1 pseudogene is annotated in these 255 nt (G+C 53.3%); it reads left to right on the top strand.

The features are described 5' to 3' along the window. A pseudogene (locus MWC30_RS22340) lies at positions 1–255 on the top strand (integrase); the annotation flags it as partial.

The raw sequence follows: 255 nt of genomic DNA, 5'->3' as shown, positions 1-255 counted from the left end.
CAAAAGACTCAACCGGTATTCTCTCCAGCACGTGATCGGATATCTGAGGGCCTTCCTGCGCTTTCAACATGAGAAATCCGTTCTGCGTCAGCCCTTGCATACGATGATCGACACTCCAAGGATCTACAGGCTGGAGCGACTACCTCGCCATCTGCCGTGGGAAACCGTAAAACAGCTCCTCGCCTCCATCGACAGGACGAACCCTTACGGTTTGCGTGATTACACGATGCTTTTCCTGGTTGCCACCTACGGGTT

Origin of the sequence: Desulforhabdus sp. TSK, assembly GCF_022836495.1 — a bacterium.
In the GTDB taxonomy this organism is placed as follows: Bacteria; Desulfobacterota; Syntrophobacteria; order Syntrophobacterales; family Syntrophobacteraceae; genus Desulforhabdus.
The sequence above is the reverse complement of the archived record's forward strand: the minus strand, read 5'-3'. Positions and strand labels throughout refer to the sequence as shown.